The 26,099-nt window shown below is 47.3% G+C and carries 40 protein-coding genes and 1 tRNA gene; 36 read left to right on the plus strand and 5 right to left on the minus strand.

Features of this window, described 5'->3' with window-relative positions:
* Position 1: 1 nt before the first annotated feature.
* Complete coding sequence (gene cysK / locus BN3910_RS06220) at positions 2 to 889, minus strand: cysteine synthase A (RefSeq protein WP_066925468.1); 888 nt, start codon at positions 887 to 889, stop codon at positions 2 to 4.
* Between the two features lie 218 nt (positions 890 to 1,107).
* On the opposite strand from cysK, the gene BN3910_RS06225 reads away from it, so the two are divergent.
* Positions 1,108 to 1,181, plus strand: a tRNA-Pro gene (locus BN3910_RS06225).
* 97 nt (positions 1,182 to 1,278) lie between these two features.
* On the opposite strand, the gene BN3910_RS06230 is transcribed toward BN3910_RS06225, so the two are convergent.
* From BN3910_RS06230 to BN3910_RS06240, 3 genes are all read right to left on the minus strand, one after another.
* Entirely contained in the window at positions 1,279 to 2,406 is a 1,128-nt protein-coding gene (locus BN3910_RS06230; protein ID WP_066925472.1) for a tyrosine-type recombinase/integrase, read from the minus strand.
* Between the two features lie 467 nt (positions 2,407 to 2,873).
* On the minus strand, positions 2,874 to 3,905 hold the full coding sequence (gene rhuM / locus BN3910_RS06235; RefSeq protein WP_066925475.1) for a RhuM family protein: 1,032 nt from the start codon (positions 3,903 to 3,905) through the stop codon (positions 2,874 to 2,876).
* Positions 3,906 to 3,921: 16 nt separating this feature from the next.
* The gene (locus BN3910_RS06240) at positions 3,922 to 4,578 is read right to left on the minus strand and encodes a LexA family protein (protein ID WP_066925479.1); all 657 of its coding nucleotides are present in this window, start codon (positions 4,576 to 4,578) and stop codon (positions 3,922 to 3,924) included.
* A gap of 136 nt (positions 4,579 to 4,714) precedes the next feature.
* Between BN3910_RS06240 and BN3910_RS06245 the strand changes: the two genes are divergently transcribed.
* From BN3910_RS06245 to BN3910_RS08055, 3 genes are read left to right on the plus strand one after another with little or no spacing between them, the layout of a single operon-like run.
* Positions 4,715 to 4,918: a helix-turn-helix domain-containing protein gene (locus BN3910_RS06245; protein ID WP_066925481.1), complete on the plus strand. Its 204-nt coding sequence runs from the start codon at positions 4,715 to 4,717 to the stop codon at positions 4,916 to 4,918.
* A 31-nt stretch (positions 4,919 to 4,949) separates the two neighbouring features.
* Complete coding sequence (locus tag BN3910_RS06250; protein WP_066925484.1) at positions 4,950 to 5,234, plus strand: hypothetical protein; 285 nt, start codon at positions 4,950 to 4,952, stop codon at positions 5,232 to 5,234.
* A gap of 31 nt (positions 5,235 to 5,265) precedes the next feature.
* Positions 5,266 to 5,445 carry a toxin-antitoxin system HicB family antitoxin gene (locus BN3910_RS08055; protein ID WP_392390498.1) on the plus strand — a complete coding sequence of 60 codons (180 nt, stop codon included), beginning with the start codon at positions 5,266 to 5,268 and terminating at the stop codon, positions 5,443 to 5,445.
* On the opposite strand, the gene BN3910_RS06255 is transcribed toward BN3910_RS08055, so the two are convergent.
* Positions 5,369 to 5,557 carry a hypothetical protein gene (locus BN3910_RS06255; protein ID WP_066925487.1) on the minus strand — a complete coding sequence of 63 codons (189 nt, stop codon included), beginning with the start codon at positions 5,555 to 5,557 and terminating at the stop codon, positions 5,369 to 5,371. The genes BN3910_RS08055 and BN3910_RS06255 overlap by 77 nt on opposite strands.
* Positions 5,558 to 5,698: 141 nt before the next feature.
* Here BN3910_RS06255 and BN3910_RS08015 point away from each other — a divergent pair, with 141 nt between their 5' ends.
* From BN3910_RS08015 to BN3910_RS06405, 32 genes are all read left to right on the plus strand, one after another.
* On the plus strand, positions 5,699 to 5,833 hold the full coding sequence (locus tag BN3910_RS08015; protein ID WP_262361707.1) for a hypothetical protein: 135 nt from the start codon (positions 5,699 to 5,701) through the stop codon (positions 5,831 to 5,833).
* A 12-nt stretch (positions 5,834 to 5,845) separates the two neighbouring features.
* Complete coding sequence (locus tag BN3910_RS06260) at positions 5,846 to 6,142, plus strand: helix-turn-helix domain-containing protein (protein WP_066925490.1); 297 nt, start codon at positions 5,846 to 5,848, stop codon at positions 6,140 to 6,142.
* A 12-nt stretch (positions 6,143 to 6,154) separates the two neighbouring features.
* A complete protein-coding gene (locus tag BN3910_RS07835) occupies positions 6,155 to 6,307 on the plus strand; it encodes a hypothetical protein (RefSeq protein WP_156469880.1) in 153 nt (50 codons plus the stop codon).
* A gap of 3 nt (positions 6,308 to 6,310) precedes the next feature.
* Complete coding sequence (locus BN3910_RS06265) at positions 6,311 to 6,697, plus strand: hypothetical protein (protein WP_066925493.1); 387 nt, start codon at positions 6,311 to 6,313, stop codon at positions 6,695 to 6,697.
* Complete coding sequence (locus BN3910_RS06270) at positions 6,690 to 6,917, plus strand: hypothetical protein (RefSeq protein WP_066925498.1); 228 nt, start codon at positions 6,690 to 6,692, stop codon at positions 6,915 to 6,917. Before BN3910_RS06265 ends, BN3910_RS06270 begins: the two co-directional genes overlap by 8 nt.
* Before the next feature lie 39 nt (positions 6,918 to 6,956).
* On the plus strand, positions 6,957 to 8,876 hold the full coding sequence (locus tag BN3910_RS06275; RefSeq protein WP_066925501.1) for an AAA family ATPase: 1,920 nt from the start codon (positions 6,957 to 6,959) through the stop codon (positions 8,874 to 8,876).
* A gap of 1 nt (position 8,877) precedes the next feature.
* Positions 8,878 to 9,816, plus strand: coding sequence for a recombinase RecT (locus BN3910_RS06280; RefSeq protein ID WP_066925503.1), 939 nt, complete (start codon positions 8,878 to 8,880; stop codon positions 9,814 to 9,816).
* Complete coding sequence (locus BN3910_RS06285; RefSeq protein WP_082790343.1) at positions 9,816 to 10,532, plus strand: MBL fold metallo-hydrolase; 717 nt, start codon at positions 9,816 to 9,818, stop codon at positions 10,530 to 10,532. The genes BN3910_RS06280 and BN3910_RS06285 overlap by 1 nt, the downstream gene beginning before the upstream one ends.
* Positions 10,533 to 10,544: 12 nt before the next feature.
* A complete protein-coding gene (locus BN3910_RS06290) occupies positions 10,545 to 11,009 on the plus strand; it encodes a DUF4373 domain-containing protein (protein ID WP_066925509.1) in 465 nt (154 codons plus the stop codon).
* A gap of 154 nt (positions 11,010 to 11,163) precedes the next feature.
* On the plus strand, positions 11,164 to 11,637 hold the full coding sequence (locus BN3910_RS06295; protein ID WP_066925511.1) for a hypothetical protein: 474 nt from the start codon (positions 11,164 to 11,166) through the stop codon (positions 11,635 to 11,637).
* On the plus strand, positions 11,628 to 11,993 hold the full coding sequence (locus tag BN3910_RS06300; protein WP_066925514.1) for a hypothetical protein: 366 nt from the start codon (positions 11,628 to 11,630) through the stop codon (positions 11,991 to 11,993). The genes BN3910_RS06295 and BN3910_RS06300 overlap by 10 nt, the downstream gene beginning before the upstream one ends.
* Positions 11,990 to 12,400 (plus strand): RusA family crossover junction endodeoxyribonuclease, encoded by a 411-nt coding sequence (locus BN3910_RS06305; protein ID WP_066925517.1) that lies wholly within the window; start codon positions 11,990 to 11,992, stop codon positions 12,398 to 12,400. The genes BN3910_RS06300 and BN3910_RS06305 overlap by 4 nt, the downstream gene beginning before the upstream one ends.
* The gene (locus BN3910_RS06310) at positions 12,400 to 12,726 is read left to right on the plus strand and encodes a hypothetical protein (RefSeq protein ID WP_066925520.1); all 327 of its coding nucleotides are present in this window, start codon (positions 12,400 to 12,402) and stop codon (positions 12,724 to 12,726) included. The genes BN3910_RS06305 and BN3910_RS06310 overlap by 1 nt, the downstream gene beginning before the upstream one ends.
* Positions 12,723 to 13,082: a DUF7768 domain-containing protein gene (locus BN3910_RS06315; RefSeq protein WP_066925523.1), complete on the plus strand. Its 360-nt coding sequence runs from the start codon at positions 12,723 to 12,725 to the stop codon at positions 13,080 to 13,082. Before BN3910_RS06310 ends, BN3910_RS06315 begins: the two co-directional genes overlap by 4 nt.
* A 39-nt stretch (positions 13,083 to 13,121) precedes the next feature.
* Positions 13,122 to 13,538, plus strand: a complete 417-nt coding sequence (locus tag BN3910_RS06320) for a sigma factor-like helix-turn-helix DNA-binding protein (protein ID WP_066925526.1) — start codon at positions 13,122 to 13,124, stop codon at positions 13,536 to 13,538.
* A gap of 205 nt (positions 13,539 to 13,743) precedes the next feature.
* Entirely contained in the window at positions 13,744 to 14,124 is a 381-nt protein-coding gene (locus tag BN3910_RS06325; RefSeq protein WP_066925529.1) for a phBC6A51 family helix-turn-helix protein, read from the plus strand.
* On the plus strand, positions 14,105 to 15,379 hold the full coding sequence (locus BN3910_RS06330; RefSeq protein ID WP_066925532.1) for a hypothetical protein: 1,275 nt from the start codon (positions 14,105 to 14,107) through the stop codon (positions 15,377 to 15,379). Before BN3910_RS06325 ends, BN3910_RS06330 begins: the two co-directional genes overlap by 20 nt.
* Positions 15,380 to 15,392: 13 nt before the next feature.
* Positions 15,393 to 16,823: a phage portal protein gene (locus BN3910_RS06335; protein ID WP_066925535.1), complete on the plus strand. Its 1,431-nt coding sequence runs from the start codon at positions 15,393 to 15,395 to the stop codon at positions 16,821 to 16,823.
* The gene (locus BN3910_RS06340) at positions 16,810 to 18,318 is read left to right on the plus strand and encodes a minor capsid protein (protein WP_066925538.1); all 1,509 of its coding nucleotides are present in this window, start codon (positions 16,810 to 16,812) and stop codon (positions 18,316 to 18,318) included. Before BN3910_RS06335 ends, BN3910_RS06340 begins: the two co-directional genes overlap by 14 nt.
* Complete coding sequence (locus BN3910_RS06345) at positions 18,315 to 18,509, plus strand: hypothetical protein (RefSeq protein WP_066925541.1); 195 nt, start codon at positions 18,315 to 18,317, stop codon at positions 18,507 to 18,509. Before BN3910_RS06340 ends, BN3910_RS06345 begins: the two co-directional genes overlap by 4 nt.
* 138 nt (positions 18,510 to 18,647) lie before the next feature.
* Positions 18,648 to 19,229, plus strand: a complete 582-nt coding sequence (locus BN3910_RS06350) for a DUF4355 domain-containing protein (protein WP_066925544.1) — start codon at positions 18,648 to 18,650, stop codon at positions 19,227 to 19,229.
* A 16-nt stretch (positions 19,230 to 19,245) separates the two neighbouring features.
* Positions 19,246 to 20,136: a phage capsid protein gene (locus BN3910_RS06355; RefSeq protein WP_066925546.1), complete on the plus strand. Its 891-nt coding sequence runs from the start codon at positions 19,246 to 19,248 to the stop codon at positions 20,134 to 20,136.
* Positions 20,136 to 20,372 carry a hypothetical protein gene (locus BN3910_RS06360; protein WP_075968006.1) on the plus strand — a complete coding sequence of 79 codons (237 nt, stop codon included), beginning with the start codon at positions 20,136 to 20,138 and terminating at the stop codon, positions 20,370 to 20,372. Before BN3910_RS06355 ends, BN3910_RS06360 begins: the two co-directional genes overlap by 1 nt.
* Positions 20,373 to 20,392: 20 nt before the next feature.
* A complete protein-coding gene (locus BN3910_RS06365) occupies positions 20,393 to 20,728 on the plus strand; it encodes a phage head-tail connector protein (RefSeq protein ID WP_066925548.1) in 336 nt (111 codons plus the stop codon).
* The gene (locus BN3910_RS06370; protein ID WP_066925552.1) at positions 20,725 to 21,045 is read left to right on the plus strand and encodes a hypothetical protein; all 321 of its coding nucleotides are present in this window, start codon (positions 20,725 to 20,727) and stop codon (positions 21,043 to 21,045) included. The genes BN3910_RS06365 and BN3910_RS06370 overlap by 4 nt, the downstream gene beginning before the upstream one ends.
* On the plus strand, positions 21,026 to 21,385 hold the full coding sequence (locus BN3910_RS06375) for an HK97-gp10 family putative phage morphogenesis protein (protein WP_066925555.1): 360 nt from the start codon (positions 21,026 to 21,028) through the stop codon (positions 21,383 to 21,385). The genes BN3910_RS06370 and BN3910_RS06375 overlap by 20 nt, the downstream gene beginning before the upstream one ends.
* A 7-nt stretch (positions 21,386 to 21,392) precedes the next feature.
* Positions 21,393 to 21,779, plus strand: coding sequence for a DUF3168 domain-containing protein (locus tag BN3910_RS06380; RefSeq protein WP_066925558.1), 387 nt, complete (start codon positions 21,393 to 21,395; stop codon positions 21,777 to 21,779).
* A gap of 14 nt (positions 21,780 to 21,793) precedes the next feature.
* A complete protein-coding gene (locus BN3910_RS06385; RefSeq protein WP_066925560.1) occupies positions 21,794 to 22,303 on the plus strand; it encodes a phage major tail protein, TP901-1 family in 510 nt (169 codons plus the stop codon).
* 66 nt (positions 22,304 to 22,369) lie between these two features.
* On the plus strand, positions 22,370 to 22,768 hold the full coding sequence (locus tag BN3910_RS06390; protein ID WP_066925563.1) for a tail assembly chaperone: 399 nt from the start codon (positions 22,370 to 22,372) through the stop codon (positions 22,766 to 22,768).
* Positions 22,769 to 22,938: 170 nt separating this feature from the next.
* Positions 22,939 to 23,118 (plus strand): hypothetical protein, encoded by a 180-nt coding sequence (locus BN3910_RS06395; RefSeq protein WP_066925566.1) that lies wholly within the window; start codon positions 22,939 to 22,941, stop codon positions 23,116 to 23,118.
* On the plus strand, positions 23,111 to 25,306 hold the full coding sequence (locus BN3910_RS06400) for a phage tail protein (RefSeq protein ID WP_066925569.1): 2,196 nt from the start codon (positions 23,111 to 23,113) through the stop codon (positions 25,304 to 25,306). Before BN3910_RS06395 ends, BN3910_RS06400 begins: the two co-directional genes overlap by 8 nt.
* A gap of 9 nt (positions 25,307 to 25,315) precedes the next feature.
* Positions 25,316 to 26,092, plus strand: a complete 777-nt coding sequence (locus BN3910_RS06405) for a distal tail protein Dit (protein ID WP_066925573.1) — start codon at positions 25,316 to 25,318, stop codon at positions 26,090 to 26,092.
* The last annotated feature ends 7 nt before the right edge of the window (positions 26,093 to 26,099 follow it).

The raw sequence follows: 26,099 nt of genomic DNA on the forward strand, positions 1-26,099 counted from the left end.
TTCAGTCCTCTTCAAATAACGCCGTGGAAAGGTATCGCTCGCCCAAATCGGGGAGAACCGTTACGACGTTTCCTTGTACTTCGTTCAGTGCCATTAGCGCAGCGACGACATTCGCCCCGGAGGAGATGCCGACGGAGAGACCTTCTTCTGCCGCCAGGCGGCGAGCCATCGCGATCGCATCGTCGCTTGCCACCGAGTATATCTTGTCCAACAGACTTTTGTCTAAATTTTTAGGCACAAAGTTGCCGGAAATGCCCTGAATTTTATGGGTGCCGGCATGTCCTTCGCTCACGAGAGGCGATTCCTTTGGTTCCAAACCGAAGATTTTGATGCCCGGAATATGCTCTTTCAGGTACCGTCCCGTTCCGGAAATGGTTCCGCCGGTACCGAATCCGGAAACAAAAGCCGCGGCGTCGGGCAAGGCCTTCGCAATTTCCGGCCCTGTGGTTTCATAATGCGCTTTCGGGTTGGAGGGGTTCGAGAATTGATCCGGCATATAGGCATTTCCTTCAGCGACTCTCGCTTTCGCGGCGTCGACGGCTCCCTGCAATGCTCCTTCGGTGGTCAGCACGACCTTGGCGCCAAAGGAGCGCATAAGGCGGACGCGTTCTTTCGACATGGACGAGGGCATATACAATTCCACGGCATAACCGAGTTGCTTTCCGATGAGCGCCAGGGCTATGCCCGTATTTCCCGACGTCGGTTCCACAATGGTCATTCCGGGTTTCAGCTCGCCGCTCTGGATGGCATCGCGAATCATATAGTAAGCCGGACGGTCTTTAATACTGCCGCCGGGATTGGTTTTCTCCAATTTGGCATAAATTCTTCCGCCGCCGATGTGCTGCAGCTGAATCAGTTTTGTATTTCCAATGATATCAATCAGTTTCATTCTTACCTTCCTTACACTATAAAGGGTTATCAAAGGGGCGATTTAATGGGCTCTATATCGACCATAGGCTCTAAAGCGGTCAGAGGCGCTTCCGGAAAAGGAAAACATGCGCCACATCCTTTACATTTCCCTATTTCTTTCGCATTCTAACAGGGAACCATAAGGGAAATGTGTTTCTTGCGCCAAAAAGAGAAGTTTATGCTATAATAGGAACGTTACGGGGTGTAGCGCAGTTCGGTAGCGCACTTGTCTGGGGGACAAGGGGTCGCAGGTTCAAATCCTGTCACTCCGATGATGAAGAAAACCGCTTGAAATCAATGGTTTCAGGCGGTTTTTCCTTTGAACATTTGTTCGTATTTTTTCGCTTTGTCCCCACTTTTGTCCCCACTTCAAAAATTTACCATTTTCTCCATGCCATCCTTTGCCTCGTCAATCATCGTGTCAGTGACGTCGATGTAGTAGGAAAGCGTCGTCTTGATGTCGCTATGTCCCATGAGATACTGGAGCATTTTTGGATTGATTCCCTTCTCCGCCATGCGCGTGGCGAAGGTGTGGCGGAAGTCATAAAGGGAGCAGGTGACGGCAGGCGTTAGAAGCGATAGTTTTTTCAGGTGATTGTGGCCGCCGCGCTCCCATACCTCTGTCTGTCGCAGGATCCGGTTCAAGGCGATCTTAACGGCATTCATCTTCGGGACACCGTCTGCAGCCGGAAAGAGCCATCCTTCCTTCGTCGTGAAGGCGACGGCATTTCTTTGTGCGATGAGATCGTCTCGCAAGGTGTCAGATAGAGGAAAATCACGCTTGGCAAGTTCTGTTTTTAGAGGGGACATTCCGTACATGGTGATACCTCGTCGGATGTGAAGGACGCCTTCTTTTAGATCGATATCGCTAATTTTCAGACCGAGTGCCTCCGAAGGGCGCATCCCGGTCTGTGCTAAGATGCGAAAATACATCTCATACTTTGACGCCTTGGCCGCATCCAGTATTCGCTTCATTTCCTCCGCTTCGATCACGCGTTTTCTGTCTATCTTCACTTTGGATTCGAAGCGATAGACCATGCCGATGGTAGGCGATATGAGATCCAGCCCCAGAATGTTTTGCGCCCAGGCGTATGGAGCAGACACGCAGAGGCGGACTTTTTTAACCGTTGAAGAGGCGATGCCTGTCTTTTCCGCGTGCGTCATGCACTCGTACACATCTTTTCTTTTGATTTCATGGATTCCCAGATGCCCAAGATAGGGTTTGACATAGCGCTCATAGATATGTGCGCAGGTGCTATAGTATCCCTTGGAGCACTTTTCTTTGACGTACTCCGTCATCCATAGCGTAAAGAGGTCGTCGAACGTCTCGCTGTAACACGCTGTTTCCGCCGACTGATCAATCGCATTGCATCGGCGCAGAAAGTCGCTCCTTTTTTCGCCCGATCGTGAGCGCAATTCCACTCGTGCGCCGTTAGCGTCTGTTGTGCGGTAGCGATAGCGACCGTCTTTTCCCTTTGAGACGTTATTTTTTGGCATAAAAATAGCCTCCTTTCGGAGGCTGTGATACACTGTATTTGCATATGCTGGTTTCACAACCTCCATACTTGATGCCGTCCAGTTGCTGCTGGGCGGTTTCTTTTTTTGTTTTCGGTAACCTTATTCCACCTAAGTAACTCTATCCCACATTGGTAACATGCCGGCCTCAGTTGTACGAAAATATCGTACAACTGCTTACAAATTGGAAGCAGATCATTCCCCTCTTAAGAAAGAATAAGGAAGACCATCCGAAGAAAGTCCTCCTCATTCAGGCTCTAACACGAGCCGTTCCTTTAGTGTGATTGAATATTATCATGAATCATGATAAAAATAAACTAAAAACGACTTTCTCTACGGAAATTCAATAGGCATATGCTTGTTCATGCGGCCCAGTTATTTTTCCTATTGCTCTTCTTCACCCCTTCTTCGGATGATAAACGCTGACGCACTCGCCGATTACAATATCGTCAATCTTCACTCGGTTCATCGTGCTTTTGCTCCTCGATCTTGCGACGAATTGCTTTGTCAAAGTCGGATATTATTTTCTGTGTTTTATTGAACACGTCATATTCATGACTTGCTTTTAATTTCGCCTGCTTGCTTGAGATGCTACCCTTACTTCCATCCGGAAGAACTTTGTATTTTCTGAAGGCTAAAAACTCATTAACAGAAGAGGCGAATTGATCCATCGTAAAGGTGTTTTCCCTTTCCAAGAGATCTTCTATGTAGTCAAAAAAGCCGGATACATTTCGCTCTAATGCTCTTATTTCTTTTTCTGAAAGATAGTTTTTGGCTATCTGCGTGTCCATCTTTAAGATTCGTCCATCTGGAGCATTCTTCCATGTTTGAAGCCCCATGTTGTCTTTCGTATGATCTGCCTTGCTGTTAATGATTTCAGCAGCAGTCATTCCTGTAATCGCATAGTGGAACTTATTTTGAACCATAGCGTAGAAGTTTCTTGTGACTTCGGATTGAGGGTCATAGTCGGTTGAAACTTCCGCAAAGATATCTGTGATCTTTTGCCATATGCGTCGTTCGCTTGCTCGGATAGAGCGGACACGTTCGATCAGTTCTTGGAAGTAATCCTTTCCAAACGGCCGCCCATTTTTGAGCATATCATCATTGAGGACAAAGCCTTTGACGATGTATTCCTTGAGGGTCTTTGTTGCCCATTGGCGGAAGCGTGTTGCCTGCTTGGAGTTAACCCGGTAACCTACAGCGATGATGGCATCAAGGTTATATAAATTTAGATCCTTTGTTTGTGTTTTTCCCGGCATTGCACCGTGTTTAGTGGTGTTTGCAATTTTTGCAACTACCTCTCGTTCCTCTAATTCCCCATCGTCGAAGATGTTCTTGAGGTGTCGACTAATAGAGGATACATTTACATCAAACAGTTCTCCCATTGCTTTCTGTGAGAGCCAGAACGTCTCATCTTGAAACATCACATCAACTACAACGTTTCTATCATCATCTTGATATAGAACAATCTTGTCGTTCATATTAGCCTTCCCCTTTTCACCCCTTCTTCGGGTGATACACGCCTACGCACTCGCCGATGATCTGTACGCCGTTATCTTCCGCTTCGTCATAGCTATAGACGATGGGGCTATAGTTCCGATTGCAGGGCTGTAGGACAAGCAGGCTCTCTTTCTTGTAGACCCTCTTCAACGTCGCTTCATTGTCAATCAAAACAGCGGCGATCTCGCCATCTTCAACGTCCGGAACCTTCTTCATCAGAACGATATCTCCGTCGTGGATTTCCGCGTCGATCATGCTGTCGCCCTTGCAGATCAAGGCAAACTCGCCGTCCATGTGCATCGGGTCGATGCCGATATAGCCCTCGAAGTTTTCCTCCGCCCAGATGGGCGTTCCGCAGGCGATGGTGCCAAGAATGGGGACACTTCGGATTTTACGGATAGGATGCAGGTCGGGGTGACGGTTGATGATGGCGTCAATCTTGTCTTCAATGAGATCGGACTTTTTTACGCCGAAGAAGTCGGCCATCTGTTCGATCTTGTCTATCCTCGGATAATTCGCTGCGTTAATCCAAGACAGGACAGTTGTATACGGAAAATCAAGAATTTCAGCGAGCTGCTTGGCGTTAATACCTTTCTTTTCCATGTAGCGCTTTATATTCTCAGCCATTATTCCCTTGTTTCCGAGTCCGCTCATATCTCAACCTCCCTTTTGCTGACAATATAATACAGTAAATTTGCACAATAATCAAGAAGAACAGCAAGATAATACAGTTTAGATGTTGACAGTACGGTTTAACTGTGCTAACCTTATTCTCGAAAGGAGGTGAGATATGAAAATTACGTTAAAGGCGGCACGAGTGAATGCCGGCCTTAGCCAGTCAGAAGCGGCTGAAAAGCTTGGAATATCAATGAGTACGATGAACAACTATGAAAAAGGGGCGACATTCCCAGATGTCCCAACGATTAAAAAGATGGAAGAGGTGTATGGCGTAGGATACGATGACATTATTTTTTTAGTCAAAAAGAACAGTTAAACTGTACTTAATAAAGAGAAAGGAGGAAGGGATGGAGAAAGCAACCACAAACATCAACGTGAAGCTGGAGCTAAAGATTAACGGCATGCCGATTAACGAGTTTCAAAAAGAAATCGAAAAGCTGTCCCACCTACTGACAGAGATAAAAAAGCTTTCCATGTTTCGGGATGAGGAAGATGAGCCGGAAAGTAAAAAGAATAACAGAGCGAGTCTGGACAATATGCCTTATATTGAAGCGCCTGAAATTCATGGAGGGCCTTATTGGACAATCCGAAACGATGAACTTTCAATTGGTAAAGGCGAAGGAACCGATTAACGAGTGAAAGGAGGAAACCATGGACTACACCATGAAAACAATAACGCTCCGTATGCCGGATGCGACATATAGAGCGTTAAAGATTGAAGCTGAAAATTTGGGAATGAGTCTAAATTCGTACATTCTTCTAAAGCTCAATCCACCGAACTTTCGCTTTCCGTGTGAATTTCCCCATGGAGTTCTTCATACGAGCGGATACAGTTCTCAATGAGAAATTCAATTTGCATTGCAATGGAACGTTTGTTTGCTGCGGCAATCACTTTGATTTTATCAAAATTATTCTGTTGCATCCGCATAGTAAATGCTCGTTTATCGGTAGCCATAATGCGTCCTTTCCGTTCGGGGTGATTTCATTATGATATACACTCGAAAAAATAACAATATTTCATATTGACATCACTATGAAATATGATTAACATGTAAATCAAAGTGAAGTCACTAAGAAATGAAAGAGAGGATTGCGCATGAAAGATACGTTTCTACTACGGCTGCCGACTGAATTAAAAGAGTGGCTGACCGGCGACGCGGAAAGCCGCGGAATCTCATTAACAGCACTCATCACTTACATATTGAGTGAGTACAAAAAACAGAATGAATGAAAGGAGGAAACCATGTATCACGAAGAACTGCGCGAGTGGATGCAGATCTACCGCATACGGCGAGAGGACTTAGCCGCCGTTGTCGGGATGTCCGGCTCATCGCTGTCGCCGTACTTCACAACCGGAAAGCCCTTCCGCGGCGAGTGGATTGTCGCTTGGCAGAAGGCATACGGCTGGAGCGACGAGCAGATGTTCTATTTTGCCTTTGACCGACCGTTCAAGCCGAATCCGGAACTTTTCAAAAGCGAGAAAGAGCAGAAGGCACTTGACGCGCTGTCGACGTTCAAGGAAGCACTTAGGGCGATGTGAGAGGAGGAAGAAATGAAACGAGGCAAAAAAAAGATCGGCTGGACGTTTAACCCGGCACGGATGCATCCGGTACTAAAGACCATCCTTGCGGTTGCTGCAGGATTTGCGACGGTTGGATACATCATCATTGGCAGCTGGCTGTTTTACTTTATGGTGACGAGGTGAGAGATGCTAAAAAAATATGCGCTTACAAGCGACTGTATCCGATTTATGCGCGACTCAAATCTTCATCGAATCGTTGCATTACGTGATTTTGGAAACGTTAAGGCGTATGAACTTGGCGGATATGTAGAAGATGAAAGCAATCTGAGCCAAGAAGGAGATTGTTGGATAGGGCAAAATGCCAAAGTATTTGACCATGCAACGGTCACAGGTTCTGCTCTTGTCTCTGGAGATGCTCAGGTGCATGGTGGCGCCCACGTTACAGACCACGCTCGTGTATTTGAGAGAGCAGAGATTCGCGACGGTGCCTGTATTGTAGGGAATCTTATGATAGGCGGGGATGCCGTTGTTTGGTCGGCTGATGGTTACAAGAAGGATGAAGCCGATGAGTGACATGGACTACGAGCAAGCATGGAAAAATCTGAAAGTGTATACAGGGATTCTTTCTTGGGCGTCGCTTCGCTTTGCAGAATCCGAAGACATGAGCAACGATGAGCGCCTCCAAGCAGAAGGTGGAAAAGACATGGGGAGAACAATCCTAAATTTTATGGACGAGTTAGAAAAAGAGATGACCACCGTCCGTGACGACGATGGCCAAAAGGTGCAGGATTAGCGATCTTTGCGCCTTCAGTATAACAGACCGGAGGGATAAATGATAGTAACACTAAAAAAGTTACAGATTAATAATTTTAAGGGGATCAATTGTCTTTCTATCGATTTTAGCGAGCATACCCGCCTATGCGGGGCAAACGCGACGGGAAAGACGAGCGTGTATGACGCGTATCTTTGGTTGCTCGTTGGCAAAGATAGCATGGACAGTGCGTCGTTTGCTATCAAGCCGCGTGAGAAATCCGGCGAAGAAAAACACCGGATTGCAACAAGCGTCGAGGGCGTTTTTGACGTAGACGGAGAGGAATTGACATTAAAAAAAACCTACGCCGAGCAGTGGACAAAGAAGCGGGGTTCGACGAATGAAAACTTTACCGGACATACAACCGACTATGAGTGGCAAGGCGTTCCCGTAAAAAAAACGGAGTATGAGGAAAAGTTATCGGCTATTGTGGACGAAAAGATACTCAAGCTCTTAAGCAATCCACGCTATTTTAACACCGTTCTCAAGGATACCGAGCGCCGGGGACTGCTTCTCAAACTGACGGACATAGAAGCGGTAAAAAAAACATTGCAAAGTGACGAGCAATTTTCAGAGCTTTCCCCGCTTCTTGCTACGTACAACGTCGAGGACATCTTAAAAATGCAAAAAGCCTCTGCGCGCAAAATCAATAAAGAAATCGATGAGATTCCTGCGCGCGTAGATGAGCTTTCCGGCATGATTTGTACACATGATTTTGGCGCCTTGCGGGCGTCTAAAGAGACGCTGGCAAAAAAGCTAAAAGAATTGCAGACCGGACAAAAGATGCCTGAAAGTATCCTTGCCGAGTTGGCGAAGTTGCGGGAGGAGATTGCTTCTTACGATCAAAAAATCCGGAAAATCGAGCAGAATGAGCGAAAAGAAATCGACAAGCTGCTACTGGAAAAGCGCGAAGCGGCAGATCAGGCGCAGGATAGCTTACGCATCATGCGTCAAAATTTGCTGGCGCGAAATGGCGAAGCAAGGCAGTTGCAGGAAGAGATTGCCGCATATGAAAAGAAGCTATCCAGCGATCGCAAGCGATATGAAGAAGTGCAAATGCGCGTCTACGATGGACAATCGAATTGTCCCTCTTGCGGGCAGACACTTCCAAAAGAGCAGATTCAAAAAGCCGTTGCGAAATTCCATCAAGCGCGCGCCGAGGAGTTAGAAGCGATTACCACACGGGGATTACGCGCGAAAAAAGAGCAAGATGAACTGCGGACAGAGCTTGCAAAAATGAAAAGCATTATCGAGGAGTTGAACGAATCTGTGCAAGACGCAGAAGAGGCGGAAAAGACTGCCCAAGACGATTTGAGCGCCATCAAGGAGAAACTATCCAAAAGACCAGAACCGACAGAAATTGCTGCACTACAGAAAAAAAGAAGGCAAGCAGAGCAGAGGTTGTCCCAAAAAGGAGAAGCAGAAAAACCGTCCGAAAATAGAGAAGAGATACGAAACATCCAGCGCAGGATTGAAGAAATCGACAGCGATTTAGCCTACGAGAAAATCAACGCCGATAACCGAGCACGTATCGAAGAGTTGGAAGAACGCCAAAAGGAGTTGGGAAAATCGTATGAAAAAACGCAGCGGATAATCGCTTTGTGTGAAGCGTATACCCGGAAGAAAATGTCCGCGGTGGGCGAACAGGTCGATTCACACTTCTCTACAGTTCATTGGCAGCTTTTTGAAGAGCAGATTAACGGTGGAATCAAAGACACCTGCAAGGCACTCATCGACGGGGTGCCCTACGAGAGTGCAAACAACGCCGCACAGATCAATGCGGGGTTGGATATCATCCGCGCCTTTGGTCGTCAAGCTTGTGTGCAAGTCCCGGTCTTTGTAGATAATGCCGAGAGCGTAAATGATCTGCTGGATATCGGCACGCAGTGCATTGCATTAGTCGTGAGTCAGGACAAAACATTAAAAATACAGGGGGAATAACATGACAAATCAAACAAAAAAAGCAACGCAAGTACCGACGCTTTCTCCGGCAAATCAGATGAAAGACTTGATGAGCAATCAGGCGATGATGAGCCTGTTCTCACAATCCCTGGGCGAAAACGCGAATAATTTTGTCACATCTTTGATTGAGTTATACAGTGACCCGGAAGGGACACTCAAAGAGTGTGAGGCAAAAGAGGTAGCGCTGGAAGCCTTAAAGGCGGCAACGCTGAAACTTCCGATCAACAAGGGGCTGGGGTTTGCCTATATTGTCCCATACAACAAAAACAAAAAGGCGGGCGGGAAGTGGATTAAAGAACCGCACCCGCAGTTTCAGATTGGCTACAAAGGATATGTGCAGCTTGCCATGCGCACTGGGCAGTACAAAACGATCCATGCGGGCGTGGTGTATGAGGGAATGCAGGTCGAAGAAAATTATTTGACTGGAGAAGTACAGATTACCGGACAGAAAACCTCTGATAAGCCCATCGGATATTTTGCGTATTTTCGACTCATTAACGGATTTGAAAAAACAGTCTATTGGTCGGTTGAGCGCGTGAAAGAACATGCCGCGAAATTTTCGCAGACCTATAAAACTATGGAAAACGCCAAAAAGAAAGACTATTACAACGCAGACAAGTATGTTTGGGACGCGCATTTTGATGAAATGGCGATGAAAACATTAGTGCGTCGTCTCTTGGCAAAATATGGCGTTCTATCCACGGAAATGCAGCAGGCAGAGATGAGCGATGTTGACGACCGCATGAGCTGGGAGATACAGGAACAGGCGAATCAGGAAGAATTTCACACTATGGCGATTCAAGAATCCGTCGATCCGGAAACCGGTGAGATTCAGGAATCCAAAAAATCAGACAATGATTTCTTGGGATCAGATTTTGTCCCGATTGACTTTAACGACAAGACGAAAGCGCCGTTCTGATGGAGATTTATGTGTTGGGTTCCGGAAGCAGCGGAAATGCGTATCTGATTTCGGATGGCAAGGCCACGCTTTTACTGGAGTGTGGCCTACCGTGGAAAGCCTTACAGAAGGCGCTGCGATACCGTGTAACAGCTATCGACGCCTGCCTTCTCACGCATGAGCATATGGATCACGCGAAGAGCGCGCAGCATTTAGCTGACTATGGAATCAAGGTGTATATGAGCGAAGGAACTAAGCAGGCATTGAACGCTGAGGAGCATAATTTCCGTACCTTTTTTATACAGGCGCCGTGCCGGTATCTGTCCGTAGCGATAAAGAGCTTTCTCATAAGTCCTTTCCATACGATTCATGACGCCGCGGAACCCGTCGGATTTCTAATACAATCCCAAAAAACAGGAGAGCGGCTTGTGTTTATAACAGATAGCGCATATTGCCAGTATCGCTTTACAGGCATTGACTTCTGGATGATTGAGGTGAATTACGTAAAATCGATTCTTGACGCGAACACGGTGGACGGGGCGGTTAACTTAAATCGAAGACAGCGAACCGTGCAAAGCCATATGTCCTTAGATACGGCGGTAGAGATGTTACGGTCATCAAATGCAAGCATGGCAAAGGTAATCTACTGTGTGCATTTGTCCGATAAAAACAGCGACGAAGAAGTAATTAAGCGTGTGATGGTGGAGTCTTTCGGGGTTCCGGTGGTGACTTGTTAAGGGGGTGATGCAGTGGCACGTCCGACAAAGCAGGGGCTGGATTATTTCCCCTTGGATGTCGGGTTGTTCGAGGATATAAAGATACGGCGATTAAAAAAAGACTGCGGGAATCAAGCCATTTCGATACTCATCGCGATTTTCTGTATTGCTTATCGAGACGAGGGGTACTACGTGGAAATCAACAGCGATGTGACATTCCTCATAGCTGAGACATTCGGCGTGAGCGAGGATGCAGTGGAGAAGATTGTCGAGAAGGCGATCCAAGTTGGCATATTTGATTCCGGCAAGTTTAATACCTACAAAATATTAACCTCAAGAGATATTCAAGAGCGATATTTTGCCGCAGCATCGCGGAAGACCGCGGTGTTAGTCCATAGGGATTTTGTATGCGATGGAGTAAATGTATGCAATAACGCTGTTTATGTCGACAATAACCCGATAAATGTATTCAATAATCCACAAAGTAAAGGAGAGTAAAGGAAAGTAAAGTAAAGATATATGTTTTAAGTTATTACACTACTACGAATAGTAATGTGATCTTAAATATTTACTCTATGGCGTATAAGTCTCATAACTTCAAGATATGAGGTTTATAAAGCACGGCACATAGAACGAAAGGAGGTGCCTGCGCGTGGTTAGTACAGGCAAAGTGGAACAGGCTTATCAACAACATTTCTGTCATCAGCCAATCATGCCACATATAAGCCATCTCATTTTCACAACGGTTGCGCAACATGGAGAGGACGCTGTACTGAATATGATGCGCGAGCTATATCGGCGAGGAACAACGGATGTTAGTTTTGCCTATATCGCAAGAGCCTTAGACGGGAATGCGGCACGTGAGAGCGCGAGAAAAGCGAGAGACCCTGCAGCGTTACAGGACGATTCCTTCAAGTCCGATGCACAGAAGGAACGTGAAAAGCAGTGGCTTCGTGATGGCGTCGCAAGAAATCGGAGAGCCCTTAGCGTTAATGGGTACCTGAGCGGCTTGGCACGCGAGGCGGCGGGAAAAGAGACTGTCTGGGAAATCGACAGCTGGATCAAGAATGGCGGGAAGCGTCCGAATGAGGCGATAAAGAGACTGGGGGGGATTCTATGCAAATAACAAATAAAGAGCTTGGGATTGATAATCCTTGGTTTTCAACGATAAAGACGGACTTAGACATTGCGATTCGTTCAGCGGTACTTGCTGCGGGAGAAGGACGAAAGACAAAAGTGTCGGTCACGATGAATTTTGACGAAGGCACGGTATATGACGATATGCCGCCGCTTGGAGAAAACGAAAAACTGATAAGCCCAATTGACTACAAGATTAAAGTCACAGCGCAGGATGATGTTTTTAATCGCGACGACTCCACGGTTGGCCTTATGGTTACGACGGCGGAAAGCGGACAAATGACAGCAAGAAAAGCGGGCGCGCAGATGAATATGTTTGACGACTACGAGGACAGCGAAGAATGAAAGTGAAATTCACCATTCCCGGCGTCCCCATCCCGAAAGCGAGACCGCGCGTTGTCAGGGGGCACGCTTTTACACCGAAAAAGACGAAAGATTACGAGACGCTTGTAAAAGACGTCTACCGATTGACCGTCGGCGAGTACTTGGGCGACTCCGCGATCGTCGCAATGATTGATTTATATTTCCCCATACCGGAAAGCTACTCAAAGAGCAAGAAGAGACGCATTGCAAACGGCGAGATAAAGCATACGAAGCGCCCGGATGTGGACAATTGCGCAAAGGCGATACTGGATGCGCTAAACGAGATTGCTTACAAGGACGATTCGCAGATCGTCGAAAGTCGCATCACAAAGCACTATGCGATAGACGGAGAGACGCGGGCGGAGGTCGTGCTGGAAGAGGTGTTTTGATGAGAAAAGGCGAGAAAAAGAAAAAGGAGCCGCTCTACCAAGTGACACTATCGCAGATTGAGCAGTACAAGCGCATGGGCTATCAGCAGGCTGTAAGCGAGTGCGTGACGCTTCTGTTTTGGATGACCTACATCGCGCTACGAGATGAATTTCACTTTGGAAAAACGAGAATGCTTCGCGTCATGCGCAGATTAGGCAGTATGGTGGGCGACCTGCAAGCAGGATATTTTGACTTGTTAGATTGTCGCATTGAGCTAAAGCGCGAGATCGGTGTCGATATTGGGGACAGGGGAATTTTCATTCCGGACGACGAGGAGAAGAAATGACAGGGAATACGAACGAAAAACGAAAACTCGCATACATCTGCGCACCATACGCAGGAGATGTGGAGAAAAATAAAAAGGTCGCGATCGATTTTGGAAAAATGGCGCACGAGAAAGGCTTTCTGCCTATCATTCCACATCTTCTTTTCCCTTATCTGGACGATGAGACAGACCGGGGAGAGGCGATGTCGATGTGCCTTGAGGTGGTAGAGAAGTGTGACGCTCTTTTCGTCTTGTCTGATGTGATCACCAGCGGTATGAAAATGGAGATTGACCTGGCGAAGAAGAAAGGGATGCTGATTTCTCAGTTTTACCGCTTGGGCGAATCTGTCTTTGCCGAGGATAGGCTCATACAGTGAAGAATCGATCGGCGCATCGAGACGAGATGGGAGGTGTGGATGCTCACAAGAAAGCAATTAGAATCTGTGCACGCCATAAGGCGTCGGATTGAGCGAGATGAGGCGGAGCTTAAGGAACTGGAAGAAGATCCGCCTTGCGACGTGCAAGCACTCTCCCTATCTCTTAATCCGGCGCACTCGAACTTCCCGCGCGGCATTGACGGAGCGCTCGCGTCATACATCGACAAGAAGAATCGTTATCGGCAGCGGATTTTAGACAGGAGACGGTACCTGATTAGCCTACTGGAAGAGATTGACTGCTTCATCGCCTCTCTTGCGGATCCACGAGAGCAAGAGATCGTTGAGCTGAGATGCAAGGAATGTTTGACGTTTGAGGAGATAGGAATCAGGACAAATTGGTCGGTGTCGACGACGAGACGAAGGTACTACAACGCAATTTCATCGCTCGAAAAATGAACAATTTGACCAGTTGAGATGTGTTATTGTGATAGCGGGTAGTGAATTGTACTGATTCAACAATCCACGTCATGATAAAAGCGTGCTCGCAGTTTTGTGGGCGCGCTTTTATTTTGGCGATGGAAAAGCGTCAGCCTCTTTTTGTGTCTATCGTTTTACTGGAGAAAATGCCAATTTATGTCGATTTTTAAGGGGGTGATCATGGATGGCATCAAAACAGACGAAGGCCATAATTCTAATGGTCACAACGGAGAAAAAGCAAAAAGAAATTGCCAAGGAAATTGGCGTCAATGAAGCAACGATTTCGAGATGGAAAAAACAAGAGGATTTTAATAAAGCGAAGAAGGACTATGAGCGCGAATATCTAAGTTCATTATCTGCAAAGGCGTTGCGAACATTAGCAGAATTACTTGACTCTAACACGGACTATGTTCGTTTGGCAGCGGCGAAAGACATTCTTGACCGCACAGGATACAAGCCGACAGAAAGCATTGAAATGATCCGCCCGGTTGAAGAAACGGCGGAAAGCTTGGCTAAGCTTATTGAAAAGCAAAAGGCGGTGCAATATGCCGGCCAAGATGGATGAGATCATTAAGCTATTGGTCAATGATCCGTATTTAGTCGCAAAAGCAGTTGGGTTCAAGGATTTTCGTGAGTGGCCGCATAACGACTGGCTAAAGAAGATCCTGTTCGCAGATAACACGGTTACTACTATACAGGCCCATCGTGGCAGTTATAAAACGACGGCGCTATCCGTGGCAGTGGCCCTTTTCATGGTTATGTATCCAACAAAAACCATTTTCTTGGTGAGAAAAACGGAGGGCGATGTAGCCACATTTGTATCACAGGTGAAAAATATTCTGGGGAATCAAGTGCTACGTGAAATGGCAAAGGCACTGTATGGGATAGATCTTCACTTTTCAAAATCTTCAATGCTGTCGCTTGATACGAATCTAAATTCCGGCGTCAAAGGGGCTTATCAGTTTGACACGGTATCACTTTCCGGATCGCTAACCGGAAAGCACGCTGACTGGGTAATCACGGATGATATTGTGACGCTTAGAGATCGCATCTCAAGAGCGGAGAGAGAGCATACAAAAGAAATGTACATGGAGCTCCAAAACGTGGTAAACCGAGGCGGACGTATTACTAATCTCGGAACGCCATGGCATAAAGAAGACGCCTTTCAGCTGATGGGCGAGATTGACCGCTATAGTATCTACGACACGGGGATGATTGACCACGAGCAGGAAAAAAGGCTTCGCCAGTCCATGTCACCGTCCCTCTTCGCGGCAAACTATGAGTTAAAGCACATCGCGGATGAAGAGGCGATGTTTGATGCACCGAGATTTTATGAAGGAGACAGCGCGGACATCTACGACGGCACGTCTCACATTGATGCGGCATATGGTGGAAGTGACTACACAGCATTTACCATCGCCAAGCGCATTGATGATGAGAAGATCATCGTCTTTGGCAAGTTATGGCCAAAGCACGTCGATGATTGCTTAGGCGAGATCGAGGCGTTTCACAAAGCCTTCCGGGCCGGAACGGTCTACACTGAAAAGAACGCGGATAAGGGCTACCTACTGAAGGAACTCATGCGACGAGGGATTCCGGCTGGAAACTACAACGAAACGATGAACAAATTCATAAAAATCAGCACGCACCTACGATCCAATTGGTCGCGTGTTTATTTTTTGCGCGAGACGGATCCGGAGTATGTCCAGCAGGTATTAGACTACACCGAGAACGCGGAGCACGACGACGCACCGGATAGCCTCGCCTGCATCATGCGACGGCTCGAAAATGGCGTTAAGTTAAGGACGTTTAGACTATGAGAAGGGAACAGAGATGATCAGTGAATGCGCAGTAGAAAACCTGCTAAATAATTTTAGACGGCGAAAGAATCGGCCTCTTCTTCTGCCGACGACACTTCGGGCAAATCCGGAAGAGGAAATGAAAGAGCCTTCTATTCGAGAAATCAAGAAGTGGATTGGAAAGCACGAGAAGGGAATTCTTCGATACGACTATCTGGAAAAGCTCTATCAAGGCTTTCACGACATTTTCTTCGCACCGGAAAAAGAAGCATGGAAGCCGGACAACCGCCTTGCAGTCAATTTTCCGCGCTATATCACAGAGACCTTCTGTGGATATGGCTATGGCATCCCGATAAAAGTGACTCACCCGGATGAAAAAGTGGACACTGTGATTCAGGATTTTGGGCGCGGAAACGAAATTACAGATCATAATTCCGAGATGGTGCGGAAGTGCTGTATCTACGGGCACGCCTATGAGTATATGTATCAAAATGAACGAGCGGAGACAAAAATTACAGCCTGTTCGCCGAAGAATGTGGTCGTTGTTTACGCCAATGACATGACAGGCCGTGCGCTCTTCGCTATTCGATACGGCTATAAATCCGCAGAAGAATACGAGGACAAAGAAGACGCTATCAAGTACAGCGGCGAGCCGTTCGGTGAGATTCTGTATCGCGACCGCATTGTCCACTTCTCGGATGGAAAAATCGGCGAGGAAAAGCCGAATCCGTATGGATACATTCCCATTGTTGAGTGGCGTCTAAACGATGATCGAATTGGAATCTATGAGCAGGTGGCAGGGCTTGTTGAAAGCTACAATTTCACGATTGCAGAGAAAGCAAACGACGTTGACGCCTTCGCTGAGGCATATCTTGAAATCCTCGGTGCAGAGGTGGACGAGGAAGGTGTTCGCCGCATTCGAGACGACCGTGTAATCAATTTTTTTGGCGGTGATAGCGCAAAAGATGTTCTGGTTCAATTCTTGCAGAAGCCGACGGCGGATGGGACGCAAGAGAACCTTCTGAACCGCTTAGAAAACCTGATCTATCAAATCAGCATGGTCGCCAACATTACGGACGATAGCTTCGGAACGTCAACGACGGGCGTCGCCTTAGCCTACAAGCTGCAGGCGATGAGCAATCTCGCAACGACATTTGATCGCAAGATCGAAAAAAGCCTAAGAAAGCGCTATAAGATTTTCTGCAGTTTATCAACGAATACATCAAACGTTGACGCCTACCGAGATATTGAGATCCAGTTCACACGAAACATTCCGCGAAACATTGCCGAGGAGGCGCAGGTCGCACAGACTGTTGAGGGGATTGTTTCGCGAGAGTCGCAATTATCTCTTCTGTCTTTCATTCGCGATCCAAAAGCGGAGATAAAGAAGGTCGAAGAGGAGAGCCGCGCAGAAATTCCTACCGACGATCCTTTCCACATGGTGACAGAAAATGGCGAAAAATAGAGGAATCAAAACAGAAGATCGCTACTGGGACGCACGCGAGCGGGAGATGAAAAATCTCATTCAGCAAGAGAAATTTCTAAAGCGCTACGATAAAAACGTCAAGGAAATCTATCGCCGAATGCTCTATGACGCGCAGAAAGAGATTGACGCTTTCTATGGCCGCTACGCCTCAAAAGAAGGAATCACGATTAGCGAGGCAAAGAAGCGCGTCTCCAGAATGGACGTTGAAGCCTTTAGTAAGACGGCAAAGCACATGGTTGAAGCGAAGGACTTCTCACCGCAGGCGAATGCATCGCTCCGCCTATACAATCTCACCATGAAGGTCAACCGACTGGAGCTACTAAAGGCGAGGATCGGATTGCGTCTTGTTGATGGCTTTGATGAGATCGATAAGCTGACGGAGATGCTCCTGGCAAATGCCGGGGTGGATGAATTTAAGCGCCAGGCAGGAATCCTTGGAGAAAGCGTGATCAATCCAGAACAAAAGGCAGAGGCGATCGCGAATAGCTCCTTTCAAAATGCGAATTTCAGTGATCGCATCTGGATGTATCAAGACCAGCTCCGCAACGAAATCGCAAACGACCTTAGAAGCGGACTCATACAAGGAAAAAGCTCGCAGGAAATGGCAAGGAAACTACGCAGACGCTTCGGCGTCTCCATGTATAACGCCTCACGTCTGGCACGAACCGAAATGGCGCGTGTACAGACGGAAGCGCAGATGCAGTCCTTTGAGAGAAACGGATATACGCACTATGTTTTCATCGCAAGAGAGAGCGCTTGCGATCATTGCGCGCCGCTTGATGGAAAGATTTTCGCAGTAAAAGACATTCGACCGGGCGTGAATGCGCCGCCCATCCATCCGCACTGTTTCTGCTCCATTGCAGCGGCAACAACTGAACAGGTGCAAGCGAAAGAGTTAGCAGGAAAACATATTGAACGAATGAAAAAGGTTGAGCCGAAAATAACGTCCGATCTTTCAACAATTGCAGCGGAAACGAATGCGCAGATGGCTGGGCTTGAATACAGGCTAAAGACGGAGGACAGCTTAGCGCGTAAAATTTCCAAGGACGCCGATGAGAAGAGCGTTTCACTACAAGAAGCAGATAAGAAAATAAGAGACGTGTTGCGATACACTATGCTACGGGATGAGAAGAACTTTACGGATGGCTATTTTGCTACACAAGATGCGCTTATCAAGAATGGGTATCGCATAAAACGGGTAAAGAACACTTGGAAAGATGGGGCCGCGTATAAAGGCGTTAACACCATCATCGCCGATTCTCAAGGCAATGAATTTGAATTACAATTTCACACGAGAAAGTCTCTCGAAGTAAAAGAAGGAGAGCTTCACAAGCTGTATGAAAAACAGAGAACTCTTGATATTGAAACCCAAAAGGATGAATTCGATTTGTTAACAAATGAGATGATTAATTTAAGTCGAAGTATACCGAATCCGGATGGAGTAAGAAGAATCAAAAGCGAGGGGATGCTATGAGTCTGACGCCGACTGAGTATTATTATTGCCCAGACTACAAAAAATATGTAAAGCGAGAAGGCGGCATATTTTATTCAATTGACGATAAGAAACAAGAGATAATTGATGAGGAGAGGTTTATGCCAATACTCATCGGAGAGATATTCACCATTGATATTACAAAAGAGGAATACGAGAAACATCTAAAATAAACCATCGCTTTGGAGGCGGCTTATTTATTCAAAGGACATCATAGGCATGAAGCGTGACCGGAAACGGTCGCGCTTTTTATATGCAACAAGAAGGACGCCGTGGGCGAAGAACGCGGCGGACAAAGAAGGGAGAAAACAATGACAGAAGAAATGATTACAGCGAAAGACGAAGAACAGGTCGATGAGGCTAAAGTGGATGAACAGAAAGACACGGAGAAAACGGAAAAAACCACTCCGTCCTTTGATGACATCCTGAAAGACCCGAAGATGCAGGCGGAGTTTGACCGCCGGCTGAGCAAGGCACAGCAGACACGCGAGGAAAATATCCGAAGCGAGATCGAGAACGACATCAAAGCACGCCTTGCGGAAGAGCAGAAGGTCGCCAAAATGAACGCGGAAGAAAAGGCGAATCACGAGCGCATCAAACTCGAAAAGGAGCGAGACGAACTCAAAAACGCCTTAAACCGTGAGCGTCTTGGGAAAATAGCGGCATCAACGCTTAGCAAAAGCGGAATCGAAGCAGATGAAACGGTTCTTCAATTCGTCGTTGGCGCGGACGAGGACGCGACCGGGAAAAACATTGAAGCATTTCTTTCTGTCGTGGAAAAACAGGTGGAAGCGATCGAGCGAAAACGCAATTCAGGCAAAACGCCGAGGGACTACTCCTCAACGATTGAGCCTGAAGATGAGTTTGATCGCATTCTGAAAAAATACAAATAAAAGGAGAAAATGAATCATGGCTACGACTAACAACACTCTTTCCGTTCGTCAATATCAGGCGCAATTTAAGGCACTTCTTGGCGCGGTTTTTGCGAAACAGGCATACTTTAGAGACTTTTTTGGCGGCAATATCGAAGCACTGGATGGTGTTTCCAACAATGCAGTGGCGTTTTCGGTAAAAACGTCAAGCATCCCGGTTGCTGTCAACACCTACTCAAAAGACGCGAATGTTGCCTTTGGAACAGGCACGGCAAAAAGCACTCGATTTGGAAACCGCACGGAAATCATCTATACCGACACAGAGGTTAAGTACACCTGGGAATGGGCGTTCCATGAAGGAATTGACCGCTTTACGGTAAATAACGACTTCATGGCCGCTGTTGCAGATCGCCTTGACCTGCAGGCGCAGGAGAAGGTTGCGCTCTTTAATCAGCATCAAGGTAAATTCATTTCCGATAATGCCGGAAAGACGCTGACACTTGCGACGAAGGACGCTGCAGGCGTTTTGGCACTCTTTAATGACGCGCACAAATACTTCGTCAATCAAAAGGTGAAACAAAATCTCGTCTGGTGTGCAAAGGTGACGCCGGACATTTGGAATCTCATCGTCGATCAGCCGGCTACAACCACGAGCAAGCGTTCGTCGGTAAACATCGATGAAAATGGCGTTGCAATGTTCAAAGGCTTCCGCGTGGAAGAAATCCCTGAAGACCTCTTCCAGAAGAACGAGGTGGCATACTTCTATCCTGCAGCGGTTGGAAAAGCCTTCACCGGCATCAACACCGCACGCACGATTGAGTCCGAGGACTTTGATGGCGTCGCACTGCAAGGTGCAGGAAAAGCCGGAGAATTCATCCTTGACGACAACAAGGTCGCAGTTGTAAAAGCGACAGGGACGGCTGCCTAATGGCTCGCTATCGAGTAGTGAAGTACTTTAACGACCTTCATGACGGCGAGTACGCATATTACGTCGGTGACGCCTACCCCAGAGATGGGGTGGACGTTACTGATTCCCGTGTAAAGGAGCTTTTAGGCGATGAAAACCTTCAAGGGCAGCCACTTATCGAAAAGGTCAAGGATGAACAACCTGAACGAAGCACGAGACAAGGAAGAAAAGGAGCGGCGGTCGAGAAGAAAAAGTAGGCCGCCGATAGGAGGCTTTTATGGATATCACGCGAATTAAGAGCATCCTGGGTATCGAGGACGATCATATCGACGGGCAGATCATCGCAATCGCCAGTGTCACACAGGAAAGACTTTCTTTTCTGCTTGGCGGAGTAGCGGAGATCCCGATAGAGATGGGCTACATCGCCGATGAGGTGACCATTCGACGATTTAATCGCATAGGCTCCGAGGGACTATCCGCGCATCGCGTGGAAGGAGAGACGATGGAGTGGAGCGATGACGATTTTTCGCCGTTTATGGACGACATTAAGCGCTATCTCTTATATAGCGATAATGCCAGACGAAATGGCAGAGGGGTGGTCAGATTCATATGAGATACGACAAGCGTATTTTTTTCGTCTCGCAAGTAGACGGCGAGTATGACCAAACGACAGGGGACTATCTGGAGCCAGAAATCGTAAAGACGGAAGTATACGCCGCTGTCCATGACACAAACGAGGAGACGCTAAAACTTCTCTATGGCGATATCCGACAGAAATCCTTTACCGTCCACATTCTTGGGCGCTATGAAAAGGCGTTCCGCTATATCTTGATTGATGGAAAGTCCTACCACGTCGACCTTACGCGAAGGCTTAGACATCGGCAGACGTTTATAGTAAGCGAGGTGCAAAATGAGCGGAATCAAGGTTGAAGTTGATCCGAAGCTCATCCGAAAGCTATCGAAGCTCGAGGATACAAGCGGAATCATCGCAGTCGTTAAGGACAACGGCGCCGATTTACAGCAGAGGATGCAGAGAAAGGCAGACGAAGCATTCGTTAAAGGATACGCAACAGGACAGACGTCAAGAAGCATAGGCGTTGAAATTGTCGACGGCGGAAAGACAGCGTATGTCGGAGCGCAGACAGAGTACGCACTCTATCTTGAGAATGGGACGCGCTTCATGGATGCAGAGCCGTTCGTTCGGCCAGCAGCGAAGGAGCAAGGAAAGAAGTTTGAGAAAGATTTGATGAAACTTCTGAAAGAATCGTGAGGTTTTTATGGATCCACAGCAAGAAATTTTTACCGAACTTCGCACACGCCTTCTTCGTCTATATCCAGGCCGTGTATACGATGGAGCACTTCCGGACGCATCAACGCCATATCCTTTCATCTATCTCGGAGAGAGTACGGCAGATGACGATGCAAACAAAAGTGCTGTCTTTGGCGAGGTAACGCAAAGCGTTCACGTATGGATGGCGGATGTGAAAAAGAGAGGCACGCTTTCTTCGATGATGCTGGATGTGAAGAAGACGGCGCGCGCGATAAACAGAACGAAAAATTTTCAGTGGCAAGTCTCCGGGATACATCAAACAATTCTCCCGGACAATACGACAAAGACGCCACTACTTCATGGGGTCGTAGAAATGACCTTTATTTTTAGCTAAGAAAGGAGCAAGCAATGGAAGAAAGAAAGCCTGTACACGGTAAAAATCTCGTCTATCTTTTTCGCCCGCATAGTAAGGCGTCGGCGATGGATGGGACTGTGATGGCATTTGTGACAGAAAATAAACGCTCAAAGAAGGTGGACACCGAATCGACTGCGACGAAAGACGGTTCAATCGTTTCCCCGTCTACGATGGAGCAAGAAATCACAGCGAAGTCCTACATGGCCGAGAACGATGAAAGCATGAAGGTGATCGAAGATGCGATGGATGAAAACGAGCTGATGGACATCTGGGAGGCAAACCTTCAGGAGAAGGCAAAGTCTGGGGAAAACAAATTTGCCGGCCGCTACTTCCAAGGCTATCTCACGCAGTTTGAAGTGACATCGTCCGCAGAAGGGTATGCCGAGATTGCTACAACCTTTGCGATCAATGGCAAGGGCGTGAAGGGCGATGTAACCGTCACGAAAGAACAGCAGGCACTTGCCGACTATATGTTTGCGGACACGCCCAAAACGGGCGCATAATCAAAGAATGGCAAAAAGTGTTACGGAGGGGCGAATTATCGCCTCTCCATTTTTTAAGGAGGAAGTATGTACAACATCGAAATTAACGGCGAGGTCTATCCGCTTCGCTTTGGGTTTGGGTTCATCCGAGAGATTGACGCAATGGAGACACGAAAGTCACCAACTGGAGTGAATCAAAACATCGGTCTCGCGGTAGCGGCCGCAGGGCTAATCGATAAAAACGTCGAGCAGCTTGCCCGGATTCTTTTCATCGCAAACCGAACCGAAGAACCGAAAATCTCAAAAAAAGAGCTTGAGGAATACATTGAATCAGCCGATGATCTTGATGGCATTTTTGAGATGGTGACCGATTTTTTTATGCAAGCGAACTGTACCAAGATGACGATGAAGCGGGTGCAGGAAGAGGCAGGGAAGGCGAAAAAGGTTCAGGACGCGCTGGTGAAGATGGTGAACCAGAAAGAATAAAAGATCTATATAAGCGAGTAGCGCTGGACTGTTTTCGCTTCTTTAATTTCCGCACATTTGATGAAGTCGACCGCTTAACCATCCCTGAATATCGCACCCTTATCGAGGCATATCAACTTCGTTATGTTGATAAACGCCTGATAATACACGAGCAGGCGTGGGCAAACCAGATGGTTAAAGCAACAAAAAAGGTCGGATCCTCTTACGAATCGGCATTTCGTACTTTTAAGGATTTTTATGACTATGACGCAGAGAAAGAGGCCGTCATGAGCGGAAAGGTAAAAGCGAAGGAATCGAAAATCGAACGTTTCGCAAAGTACATGAAAAAGAAAGGAGGAAATAATGGCTGAGCAGTTTACGATAAAGGCTGTTCTATCCGCAGTCGATAATGGTTTTTCATCGGCAATGGATAAAGCGGGATCGCTCATAGACCGGATAAAAGACGGAGTCGGCATTGGCATCGGCATGAAACTTTTTGATGGCATTGTGAGTGGTGCTGGAGAGATGATCGGTGAGCTCAATCAATCCTCAGCGGCATGGAAGACATTCAATGCGAACATGAAAATCAGCGGACATGGCGAAGAGGATATTGCGCGCATCCGTGGCGAACTTTCAAAATTCGCGGCAGAAACCATTTACTCCTCCAGCGAGATGGCGTCAACCTATGCGCAACTGGACGCGGTTGGCGTCGCGTCTGCAGAAGATCTTGTTAAAGGCTTTGGAGGGATTGCCGCATCGGCTGAGAATCCAAAGCAGGCGATGAAGACGCTCTCGACGCAAGCTACACAGATGGCGGCAAAGCCAAAGGTCGCTTGGCAGGACTTCAAACTCATCCTCGATCAGGCTCCGGCGGGCGTTTCGGCGATTGCAAAGGCAATGGGCATGACGACGCAGGAGCTTGTCACTGGCGTACAAGAGGGGAAGATTAAAACCGAGGACTTTCTAAATACCGTTCGCCAAGTAGGAACAAATGGCGACTTCGCAAAAATGGCGAGACAATACAAAACGGTTGATGAAGCAATGGGCGGTCTCACTGAGACACTGGCGAATAAACTGCAACCGGCCTTTGACGGGGTATCGAAAATCGGGATTGACGCCATAAGCGGAATCGTCGATTTTGTAGACGGAGTAGACCTGGCCGCGACATTCGGGCCTATGATCGACTTCGTAAAAGAAGGCTGGAATTCGCTAAAAGATTCTATTGGAACGATTGATCTTAGCGCACTCGGATCGCAGGTTGAAACGTACTTTAGACCATTTGCTGACCTTCTTACGCAAATCGACTGGAAAGGAATCTTTTCAACAGCCGCAGAAGCCATCGGACAGTTTGCACAAGGAATCGGGGACATCGGCGGGCAGGTGATGGCTTTTTTGGAGCCATTGATTGAGCAAATTCTACCAGTGATTGCAGAGCATCTTTCACAGCTCGCACAGACGGCATACGAATTTCTGCAAGGCATAGCGGAACGAATGGCACCGTTGATGGAAGCAATCGGAAACATCGTCAGCTATTTACTGGACGTGTTCTCTCCCGCAATTGACATGATCGTCGGGATTGTCACCGCCTCATGGGACAACATCTGCAATCTTTTCGAAACGGCGAAAGACGTCATACTTGGAATTTTGGACGTGTTTATCGGAATCTTTACAGGAGATTGGAGCCGCGCATGGGAAGGCGTAAAAGGCATCTTTGAAGCAATCTGGAATCGCATCATAGGATTCGTAAGATATGTCTGGGATACGATCACTTCGATTGTAAAGGGCGCTTTAGAAATTGCCTGGAATATCATTTCGAGCGTACTTGGAGCAATTGCTGATTTCTTTTCGTCTATCTGGGATGGAATTGTGAACTTTCTAAAATCTATCTGGGATGGAATCACATCAACCATTTCTGGCGGAATCGACTCAGCGAAAGACTTCGTGTCCTCAGGACTATCGAAGATTGCTGACTTTTTCACGTCGATATGGGACGGCATTGTCCGTGGGGTGAGAACGTCTTTTGATAACGTCGTTTCTGCTGTCTCAAACGGCATTCAAAATGCGTATAACACTGTCAAAGGCTGGATCACCGATTTCTTCAATGCCGGCGCAAATATCGTCAACTCCATCGCCGACGGCATCGGGAGCGCGATTGGTGCTGTTACGGGAGCGATAGGGAATGTCGTGAGCGCGGTACGTGATTTCTTACCGTTTTCGCCGGCAAAAAGAGGGCCACTGCGTGACCTGAATCGTCTAAATTTTGGCGGAACGATAAGCGACAGCATCTATCAAGGAGAGCCACAAATCACAAGCGCAATGGAAGATATCCTGAAAGTTCCAACGCTTGAGGCATCAGCAATGATTAACCCTAATATCGGCCAGACGATGGGAGATTTTTCAACGGCGGTTAGCGCAAAAATCGCTGACTCGAGACTCAAAGGCGAAAAAAAGCCGCTCATCGCGAACCTATCTCTTGGCGGACGTGAGTACCGCGCATACGTCGATGACATCAGCGGTGAGCAAGGCCGCAAGGCGAAACTTGAGTTAGCGTACCTATAGGAGAAGACTATGCTATACGACTACAAAGACATCAATGGAACGCCGCCGGAAATGAATCGCCCGAGTGAAGACGTATCAATCGATGGGCAGTGGATGACCGGATGGCACGGAGCCTCTCTTCGTGTCCTTTATACAAGCGGCCGTCACGGCATAAGCATCCAGGAAAGCAATTCGGGGAAGATTCCTGGAAGAGACGGCGAAATTGTCTATGCCAGATCCCTTCCTACACGAAAAATCATTGTCGGGTGTGCGATAAAGACGAAGACGTCGGGAGAGATGATTAGATATTTTAGCGAATTAAGAACTTTTTTTCGCCAAAGTATGACATTAAGAGAGATTATCTTTGCCGACGATCCAGAATATCGCTATTTTGGGCGCATCGTCTCTATCTCCGAGCCGGAGTCCGGGAAGAACAATTCAAAATTCGAGATCACGATATCTTGCCCGGATCCGTATCGTTACGGGGCGGAAAAAACCGTCTCACTACAAGAAATGCTGTCAGATAGCGCGCCAAAAGGCGTTCCATACAAGCTAATCCGCTATGTCACAACTCCATCGGATGCGACACTAATTAAAAACGTCACTACAGCGGAAAAAATTGCTTTGCAGTCGGCGGAAAATTCCGAAATCACCGTCGACTTTATCGAAGCAAGGATTTACAGAGGGAACGTGAACATCACGAGCAGGCTTGCGTTCGAAGTAAGCCAGTTCCCGGAATTTATCATTTGTCACGGCGATTCCGTAAGCGGGACGGGGATTATGACATATCGAAAGCGGATGATGTAAAAGGGGG

The organism is Murdochiella massiliensis (genome assembly GCF_900059565.1).
GTDB lineage: Bacteria > Bacillota > Clostridia > Tissierellales > Peptoniphilaceae > Murdochiella > Murdochiella massiliensis.